This is a genomic window from Frankia sp. CoWAU3 (assembly GCF_977971855.1).
Map to the genome: position 1 here is coordinate 19,136 of NZ_CDWWXB010000021.1, position 8,985 is coordinate 28,120.

At 71.5% G+C, this 8,985-nt stretch carries 8 protein-coding genes and 1 riboswitch; all 8 genes read right to left on the reverse strand.

All coding sequences use genetic code 11. The annotated features are described in order from the left end of the window. Positions 1–1,762, reverse strand: a 1,762-nt coding sequence (locus tag AC08ON_RS04030) for an ABC transporter ATP-binding protein (RefSeq protein WP_476616481.1), incomplete at its 3' end; no start/stop codon positions are given. Further along, complete coding sequence (locus tag AC08ON_RS04035) at positions 1,740–2,252, reverse strand: lasso peptide biosynthesis B2 protein (protein WP_476607654.1); 513 nt, start codon at positions 2,250–2,252, stop codon at positions 1,740–1,742. The genes AC08ON_RS04035 and AC08ON_RS04030, both read right to left, overlap by 23 nt. After that, complete coding sequence (locus AC08ON_RS04040) at positions 2,249–2,566, reverse strand: lasso peptide biosynthesis PqqD family chaperone (RefSeq protein ID WP_011437370.1); 318 nt, start codon at positions 2,564–2,566, stop codon at positions 2,249–2,251. Before AC08ON_RS04040 ends, AC08ON_RS04035 begins: the two co-directional genes overlap by 4 nt. Before the next feature lie 22 nt (positions 2,567–2,588). After that, entirely contained in the window at positions 2,589–4,457 is a 1,869-nt protein-coding gene (locus AC08ON_RS04045) for an asparagine synthase-related protein (RefSeq protein WP_476616482.1), read from the reverse strand. A gap of 11 nt (positions 4,458–4,468) precedes the next feature. Beyond that, the gene (locus AC08ON_RS04050; RefSeq protein ID WP_023840805.1) at positions 4,469–4,579 is read right to left on the reverse strand and encodes a lasso RiPP family leader peptide-containing protein; all 111 of its coding nucleotides are present in this window, start codon (positions 4,577–4,579) and stop codon (positions 4,469–4,471) included. A gap of 207 nt (positions 4,580–4,786) precedes the next feature. Beyond that, positions 4,787–5,623, reverse strand: a complete 837-nt coding sequence (locus tag AC08ON_RS04055; RefSeq protein WP_476616483.1) for an AfsR/SARP family transcriptional regulator — start codon at positions 5,621–5,623, stop codon at positions 4,787–4,789. 224 nt (positions 5,624–5,847) lie between these two features. Continuing rightward, positions 5,848–6,597: a peptidoglycan-binding protein gene (locus AC08ON_RS04060; protein WP_476616484.1), complete on the reverse strand. Its 750-nt coding sequence runs from the start codon at positions 6,595–6,597 to the stop codon at positions 5,848–5,850. Positions 6,598–7,088: 491 nt separating this feature from the next. Further along, a riboswitch (cyclic di-AMP (ydaO/yuaA leader) is annotated at positions 7,089–7,257 on the reverse strand. Positions 7,258–7,845: 588 nt separating this feature from the next. Beyond that, a complete protein-coding gene (locus AC08ON_RS04065) occupies positions 7,846–8,391 on the reverse strand; it encodes an alpha/beta hydrolase (RefSeq protein ID WP_476607658.1) in 546 nt (181 codons plus the stop codon). Between the last annotated feature and the right edge of the window lie 594 nt (positions 8,392–8,985).

The window sequence follows — 8,985 nt, forward strand, 5'->3', positions numbered from 1 at the left end:
CCGCGGCCCGCACCGTGGAGATCCGGTGGGCGATGACCAGCAGTGCCCGCTCGGCGGCGATCCGGCTCATCGCGCGGGTGAGCGCCTGCTCGTTGACGCTGTCCAGCTGGGCCGTGGGCTCGTCCAGGAGCAGCACCGCGGGCTGAGCCAGCAGCGCGCGGGCGATCGCGACCCGCTGCCGTTCCCCGCCGGAGAGCAGGACACCATGATCACCGACCGGGGTCCGGAGCCGCTCGGGCAGCCGGTCGGTGAAGTCCCGCAGCCCCGCCGTGGCCAGGACCGCGGCGATCTGCTCCTCGGTCGCCTCCGGCGCCGCATAGGTGATGTTGTCCCGCAGGCTGCCGTGCAGCACCGGGGTGTTCTGCTCGACCAGCCCGACCCACCCCCGGGCGGTCGCGCGGGGCATCGCGCGGACGTCGTGGCCGGCGAAGAGGATCATTCCGGCGTCCGGCTCGTAGAAGCGCTCGACAAGCTCCAGGATGGTGGACTTGCCGGCACCGGACGGCCCGACCAGCGCGACGTGCCCGCGAGACGGCACCGTGAACGACACCCCGCGCAGCACCGGCGTCTGCGCGTAGCCGAACCAGACGTCACGGAACTCGATCGACGGCGCCCGCGGGTTCGGCGTCTCCCCTCGTGACGAGAACGAGGACGACACTCGCGACGAGGACAAGGGCGACAATGGTGCCGGCGGGCGCGTCCCGCCGGGGGCCACGACCGCGACGGTGCGCAGCGGACCGCGCACGGACTCGTCGTCGCCCTCCCGGGGCAGCGCGAACACCGCGTTGACCCGCGACAGCGCCCCCATCCCCCGCTGGATGGTCGCCGCCGCCTCGATGAGCTGCGACAACGGCATCACCAGGTAGGTGGCATACAGCAGGAAGGCGACCAGGCTGCCGAGCGAGGCCGAACCGCGCGCCACCAGGACCCCGCCGACCAGGAGAACGACCAGCACACTTCCCTGCACCGCGAGCTGCATCGCGGGGGCGATGATCGAGTCCAGCTTCGCCATCCGGAGGCCGGCCTGGTAGGCGGCCGCGGCGTGGTCGCCGATGCGCGCGGCCTCCCGCCCCTCGGCGCGGTTCGCCCGCACGGTACGGATCGCGGCGAGGGCGCGCTCCAGGTCGGCGGTCATGCCGCCGACGCTGGCCTGCCCACGTTCGGACACCGTCCTGATCCGGGACAGCGCGCCGAGTACCACGACCCCGGCCACCGCCACCACCCCGAGCACGAGCAGGAACAGCCAGGGGTTCAACCAGATCATCAGGGCGACGGCGCCGACGACGCCGATCACGCTGGTGACCAGGGCGGTGAAGCTGTACGCCACCGCCTCCCGCACCACGGTCGTGTCGGTGTTCGCACGGGAGATCAGATCCCCGATCCGCCGCGTGTCGAACACCCGCATGCGCAGCCGCAGCAGGTGGCCGATCAGGCTGGTGCGCAGGCCGAGCAGGACGCCCTGGCCGACGCGCTCGAGCAGGTAGTGCCCGGCGGTGTCGATCACCGCCTGGCCGGCGAACAGGCCCAGCAGCGCCCCGATGAGCCAGCCGGGAATACCCCCCGCCTGCGCGGCGTCGATCACCCGCATCACGAGCAGCGGTTGGAGCACCCCGACGGCGGTGCCAACCACGGTCAGCGCCGTGGCGATCGCCACCGCCCCGCGACGGCCGCGCAGCAGCGCCCAGAGTTCCGTGACGCCCCGCGACGCAGGCCCCCGGGCAGCTCCCCGGCCCTCCCCCTCAACGACGTACGCCCTCGTCACGAGGCACGCCCCTTCCCCGAAGCCCGCCACTCCCACGGAGCCCGCCCGCGCGACGCGGCCCGGTTCCCGTTCCCGGACCGACGCTGAGCAGCGGCCGCAGGTAGCCGGCCGGCATCGACTCCCCGACGATCACTCCGTCCGCCTCGACCCACGCGTGCGCGGCGAACGGCGCGATGGTGCGCACCCCCACACGCCACGTCGGGAACGTTCCGGTCAACCGGCACAGCAGGGCGGTCGCTATCGAGCGGGGAACACAGCCCCGCGCGCCGCGGCAGGTGAGGCTCACGGCTGTCACCGCCTGCCGGGCGGCGAGCGCGGTGTCATAGCCGGCCGGGCGGGCGCCCGCGCCCACCCCCGTGAGCACCCGGCAGATACGGGCCGGCGACTGGGTCGCGAGCACCCGCGCGATCCCCACGGCGACCAGCGCGCCGAGCCGACGAGCGAGGGACGGTTTCGCCTCCGGCCGCTCGACCACCATCGGCGCGGTCACCGGGCCTGCGTCCGGGGATCGCAGACCGCCTCGGTCTCGGGTGACCATCGGGACTCGGGCTCGGCCTCGATGAGGCCCACGTCCGCGAGTTGGGCAAGCAGACCCTCCACGTCGCGGCGCGCCGTCTCCGGGTCAACCTCGCTGGTCTCACACAGCCCGCGGACGGCGGCTGCCGTGTCGCCGCCGTCGAGCAGGATCCGCAGCACCAGATCACCCGAGGGGTTGAGGGTCCAGTATCGGCCGTTGTCGATATGGAGGAGAACCGCTCCGTACTGGGTCGGCGCCCGCACCACGTCAGGCCGCAACGTCACCATGATCACTCACTCCTCCGGTAGCTCAGTCAGGGCCCCGCCGGCTCGCGAGCACCCGCAGCCACGCGTCCGCCGCGAACGTCGGTCGCAGCGCCTGGTGGCGATGACCAGGTACGGACGAAGATCGGCACGCCTGGCGCAGCGCGTCCGGCTCGATCAGGCCGAGATCGGCCAACGGGCTGTCATCGCACAGCTTCACCAGGACGTCCTGACTGGCGCGCAGGCCCTGATCCTCCTCGGCGGCGGTATCCGCCTTGGTCTCGCGGCGCAGGCATTCCTGCGGCACCAGCCGGCGCATGGCCTCCTGCAGTAACGGTTTGTACTCCCACGGACCGGTGCGCTCTTCGGGCCGCACCGCCAGCGCCGCCCGGACCACCCGCTCGTCGAGGAAGGGTGCGGCGAGCGGCGGGCCGACCGGATCGGCGAGCTGGTCGAACAACCGGAACACCGCCGCGCCGGCGCGGATGGCGAAGAGATCGGCGTGGCCGTCCCGGGTCTCGGCCAGCGGCCGGGCGCGCCGGGCGGCCTCCGCGAACGCTCCGGTCAGCAGGTCGAGGGCCGTCGGCGTGAGCCAACCCGGGACCACAGGCGGAAAGGCCCAGTCGAGCGAGGCCAGGACGCCCGGGTGGGATCGGCCGGAACCGGCGGAACCGGCGGAACCGGCCGGACGGCGCGCGTGGCCGACCGTGGCGCGGCGGGCCTGGTCGAGCGCATCGGTCATGTCGGCGAGGCAGTCCCGGTAGCCGCGCGGCCGCATCATTCGCAGGCACGCCATCCACGGCCAGCCCTCCTGCGCTCGGTGTCCGCGCAGGTCGTGCAGCGCCCGCCGGGGCCGGCGGCGCAACAACCGGGGGAGGTAGGCGGGACAGCCGTAGGCGACCTCGTCACCACCGAACCCGGTGAGGTGCACCCGCGGCCCGTACAGCGCGACCCGGTCAAGACCCGCGCGCAGCTTCGCCCGGTCGCCGATGCCGACGAACGGCCGGTCGAGCGGTTCGTCGGCGTCGGCGATGCCGTCGTAAACGAGGGGAAGCCCGGCGGCGGGCAGGATCTCGCGCGTGACGCCAGGGAACGTGGCCGCGGCCCACGTGGCCCGCGCGGCGTCGTCGTCACCGGGATCGCGGGCAATCCCGGTGAGCGCGACCACGTCGGCGGGGCCGCGCGCGGCCAGGCAGCACACCGAGGTGGAGTTCAGTCCGCCCGACAGATCACAGCTCACCGTCCCGCCGCCGGCGACCCGCGCCGCCACGGCCTCGGCGAGAGCCGCCCGCAGGGTCGGCGCCCCCTCCGTGCGGGACCGCACCGGTGCCGGTCGACGCCACCACCGCAGGACGGTGGCCTTCTCGTCAGGGCCGACGAGAAGGTAGTGATCCGGGGGCAGCGCGTCGATCGACTCCCAGAGCACCAGGTCATCGAGCGGATGGGGCGGTGACGGGTCGAGCAGCGACAAAGCCAGCGCCGTCCGGTTCAGCGGGGCGCCCGTGAGCCGGGCGAGCACGTCGGCGCGGTTGGCGGCGACCAGGTGGCTGCCCAACCGGGCGGTGAAGACCCGCCGGGTTCCCGTCGGGCTGCCCTGGATGCGACGGTGGCTGTCGATCTCGGCGATCACGTGGTAGTCGCCGGCCACGACGCGCGCGAGGTCGAGAGCGTGCACGTCACGGGCCGAGAGAAGCAGCCGCAGGAGCTGTCGCGCGTTGGTCGCGGCACACCCGATCAGGGCCAGCCGCGAGCGCCCGGCGACGGCACTGACCATGGCATCGTCCGGCCAGTCGCCGACGATCCACGGCCGCCCGGAGGCATAGCGCAGCATGCGACGAGCCCCCGGCGGACGCACGACGGGATCACGGTCGGCCAGCACCAGAAACCAGCAGGACGGAATCGGGACCACCTCCACCCCGGCCGCCGTCACGCAAAACGCCGCCAGGAATAGTCACGCCCCCAGCCCCAGCGGCCGTTCGTCACTGCGGCGAAGCTGCCGGCATCTTCCAGTCGCGGGGGGAGGTAGATAGCCTTCATCGTCTTCTCCTCAGCGGTTTCCGCGCGCCCTCGCTCGGTGGCGTGCACCCCGGTGAGGTGCACCCCGGTGGCGATACACGGCGGCGCCGCGCGCGTGGCCCGGGCGCCGGCCGGCTGGTCCAGCCCGTATGGTTGAAATTCCCCCGCCGGGTTCACTGGCGGTTCAGCTGACTTCCGGCGCACGGCTCGGCAGGCACGGCCGTGGCATCAGGTGACCCACGAGTCCGGATTCAGTACATGCTGATGGGCACGCCGCAGTTCGACACCGGGCTCGATCCCGAGTTCGGTCACCAGCCGCCGGTAGACCGTCTGGTACTCGGCCAGTGCCTCGGCCCGCCGGCCGGTGTGTTCCAACGCAAGGATCAGCTGGGCCCAGAGACGTTCCCGGGTCGGATGTTCGACCGTGAGCGCCCGCAGGGTCGGCAGCACCCGGTCGTACTCGCCGAGGGCCAGGCGGGCGTCGATCAGGTCCTCGCACACCGCCCAGCGAGCCTCCTCCAGCCGGAGGACCTCCGCGCCCGCGATCTCCGCCGGGAGCTCGTCGAACGCGTCCCCCCGCCACAGCGCGAGGGCGCCTTCGAAAAACCCGGCAGCGCGTTCCGGCGAGCCGGCGCGCACGGCGGCGCGGCCCTGCTCGGCGGCCGATTCGAACCGCTTAGCGTCGATCTCACCGGACGCGACGACCAGGCGGTACTCCCCCGGCCGGCTCTCGATGCGTCCGGGGCCGTTCCCCCCGGCTCCGGACGTGTCCAGGGGCGGCCGGAGGGTGTGCCGCAGCTCCGAGAGATAAGTCTTGATGTTGCCCCCGGCGGAGCGCGGCGGGGCGTCCTGCCAGAGCGCGAGCCGCATCCCGTCCACACTCACCCACTGGCCGGCGTGCAGCAGCAGGGCCAGCAGCAGTATGCGCTTCTTGCGCTGGTCGATGCGGACCTGCTCGCCCGAGGATCGCCGCACCTCCAGCGGCCCCAGGACCGCGAACAGGAGACCGGCCCCGGTCACGGAGGATGCGTTCGGACTCGCCTCAGGTAGGTAGTCGTCGAGCATCGTGGCTCTCATCGATCGGGCCCCCGTTTCGGTTTTCCCGTGCGGGCCGGCTGGTCCCGTGCGGGCCGGTGCCGTCTCCCGGCCCGGTGCTGGCCCGGTGGCTGAATACCCCCACCTCACCCCGGGTAGTCATCCGGTGCGTGCGGATATCGAGCAGCGCCCTTGGGTGGGTCGGGAATACCGGCCGACGGCAGCGGAGCCCGGTCGGCGGGCCTCGATCAGAGTCAGATCCCGAGCTTCGCCCGCGTCTGCGGTCCGACGATCCCGTCAACCACCAGACCATGCTTCAGCTGGAAGTCCTTGACCATGTGGTTGGTCTGATACCCGAACTTCCCATCCACGCTGATCGGGTAGCCAAGGCTGGCGAGCCTCTTCTGGATCTGGTGGACGTCGAGACGGAACCCGAGGCCGACGGCCAGCGACGGGTAGCGGGCCGCGGGTGCCACCACGGCCGCACGCGCCGGGGCAGCCAGCGAGGAGTAGGAGATGTTCGTGAACCGCACGCCGCGCGAGACGGCGGCCGCCGCCGCCTGTCCCCGGGCCAGGTAGCGGTAATGCAGGCCGTTGGTGTAGGCGCTCCAGGCGGTGATGCCCTGGCCTTCACAGACCTTCTTCGCCGCCCCGGCGTTGACGGCCGGGTCGTAGAGGTTGCGGTTACCCACCCAGCCGGCGTGGGCCCGCATGTTGATCTGCCACAGGCCGCGCGAGTCCTCGCCGTAGGTGGCGTGGGCGTAGGGGTTGCCGCCGGACTCCGCAAGAGCCACCGCGACCCAGGTGGCCAGCGGAACGCCGCGGCAGTCGGGCAGTCCCGCGTTCGCGGCCGCGCTGGCGATCGTCACATCGGGGACCGTGGTGGCGGCCCGGGCCGGGCTCGCGGTGGCGAAAATGCCGGCGCCGGCGCCGATCACACCGACGGCGGCGACAACGGCGCCCCGGGTCTGGGTGGAACGTTTCCGATGCTTTCCCTTGGCCATTTCTTTGACATCTCATTTCGGTGTCGTCGAACACAGACGGGTGATCGAGGGGAGGGATGCCGCTCGAAGGAGGGCGAGCGGAGACGACCGCGCTGGAGAAGGGCAACACCCAGTGCCGGTCTCCCGGTACGCCGAGAGGACGTCCTGGGACGACCGGGGACGACCGATCGACGCGCCCTGGGGATTCCGGGCTCGATGGGCTGAACAGCACGGCAGGCGGCCGTGGTCATTCCGTTCCAGGCCTGACGGGCCCGGTGGGCGGCAGGGGTCAGCCGACCACAGACGACGAGGCCGGGTGGCTTTCAGCCGAGCTGGTGGTATGGCGCGTCAGCGCGATCGGCCGGTACGGGCACCGACCGGATGGCACGTTCTCGCGAAGACGTCAGGGCGAGAACGGCGCCCCGTATGGCGGGGACGCACCGCGGGTCGCGCCGAACGGCGTCACGGTCCAGAAGACCGGAGCCGAGCGTTCCTGAAACACAGGCAACGTCGAGTCCTTCCCGTACGCCTGCGAGGTTAGCTGTCGGGTTCGGGCCGGGAAGCCCGGCCGTTTCCGCGGCGTGCGCGTAACGGCTTAACCCCAAGGGCGGCACGCAACGAGCCACCCGGAGGAACGTGGTTCCCCCGCTTCTGCCCAAGATCTCTCGGAGGGAGCTGCGGACCGTGGACAGAACTCGGCGTCGGCCCGGAGCTGTTGATACCCCGCAACCGTAGCGAACTACAGACCGTAGTGACAAGTACGAGTTGTGCCGAATCTGGGCGCATGTTGGTCACGATGCGTGCATAACACTGCGATGCCGCAACTCTCGGACATCAATAGCAGCTACCGGTAGCGACGCAGATCACCCGTCACGACCGGATCTTGGCGATATGACCGGTCCGTCGAGACGGGGACCGGTGGCCACGAGGTCCGGTAGTCACCGGGACCGCCCGGCCGTCCGGCAGCCCAACCCGGCAACCCCCGGCAAGCCCGGCAAGCCCGGCAAGCCCGGCAAGCGGAAGCCTGGCCCGGGGGTCGGGTGGCGTGCGGACGGGTACGCAAACGCGAACGGCGCCGGCTTCGAGCCTGCGGCTCGAAGCCGGCGCCGTTGGAAAACGGACGATGCGGTACGGGACAGACGACTGACCCGCGGATTCGCGTGATTCACGCCGGCACCCGCCGAGGAAACACCTGCTGAGCGGTTGGGCCTCCCGCGAAGGCACACCCCCATCGGACCGGCACGCGGGCGCGCCCGGCACCGGGCGAGATCAGTCGACCGAACGGTCCCGCTGCCGTTGCCGTGGGGTCAGCCGCGGGACACGGAGGTTCTCGAGGAACAGCAGGATGTGCGCGCCGACCGCACGCCGGCCGGGGCCGGCGAGCACGCCATGCCCCCCGGGCAGCGACGCCAGCCGGGCCCGGCGCGCGGTCCGCGTCATCATGCGCGCCAGCGCAAGCGGGCTGACCTCGTCGCGCTCGGCATGGAGCAACAGGATCGGCAGGTCGGGAAGCGACCGTGGGATCGGTTGTCCCGGATCCTCGCCCGCGATCTTCCGGTACACCAGCGGCAGGTCGAGCAACACGAGGGCATCCGGCCGGACCGCTGGCGAACCGGCGCCGACCAACGCCCGCAGGGCCCCGCTGTCCGAACCCAGCAGGACGAACGGACCATCGGGGGGACACGCCTCACCAAGGGCGAGGACGGTGTCTCTCCCGTGGTCGAGAAACGTCACCTGATAGCCGTCGAGCGCGAGCCGGAAAGCTAGGCCCTCGAAATGTTCGGCGGATTCTCCACGACCGGGGAGAAGGACCACACTGGCTCTTCTCGAGTGGGTGGGATCACCACTGGGCCAGTAACGGGTTCCCGGCCCCCCACATATCCACGGGGGCGCGGACGAAAGTATGATGACGAAGCCAGGGACGACACAACATGCTCCGATCGAAAACCGTCCAGAGATGTACCCGGTACTGACCGGACATCGATACCGAGGCAGCTGGCGTCCACGCAGGCGATGACGATCTACAGACAGCCCCATCGAGCGACCGTGAATCAGGAGAACGCCAGAGAGAACACCGAGAGCGAGGGAAAGCCGAGGAGGCTAGTAAAGCACGTGAAGCGGCCGGGCCGGACAACCGGACGAGGCCACTCGCAGGAAGTCAATGTGGCCACGGACGACCAGGGGGGTCATCCGATCCACCGAGGAGAACATGACCATATTTTGCCTATCCGACGGCTACCTGTCAACATGGTCAACATTGTTACTCAGGTGTTTCACCCCATGTCCGTCCGAGGATACGTAACCGTAGCCACCGGTCGTGACCGGTGGCCGCGCATCATGTGCCGCGCGCCGCCGCACAGCCGGACGCCGGGGCGGAGTCGGGTGACCGCCGGCTGCGCCCCGGCGCCG

What these genes read in the sequence shown, in the direction of transcription:
- AC08ON_RS04040 (WP_011437370.1), bottom strand. Translation starts at nt 2,566, where the DNA reads ATGGTGACGTTGCGGCCTGACGTGGTGCGGGCGCCGACCCAGTACGGA.
- AC08ON_RS04050 (WP_023840805.1), bottom strand. Translation starts at nt 4,579, where the DNA reads ATGAAGGCTATCTACCTCCCCCCGCGACTGGAAGATGCCGGCAGCTTC.
- AC08ON_RS04055 (WP_476616483.1), bottom strand. Translation starts at nt 5,623, where the DNA reads ATGCTCGACGACTACCTACCTGAGGCGAGTCCGAACGCATCCTCCGTG.
- AC08ON_RS04060 (WP_476616484.1), bottom strand. Translation starts at nt 6,597, where the DNA reads ATGGCCAAGGGAAAGCATCGGAAACGTTCCACCCAGACCCGGGGCGCC.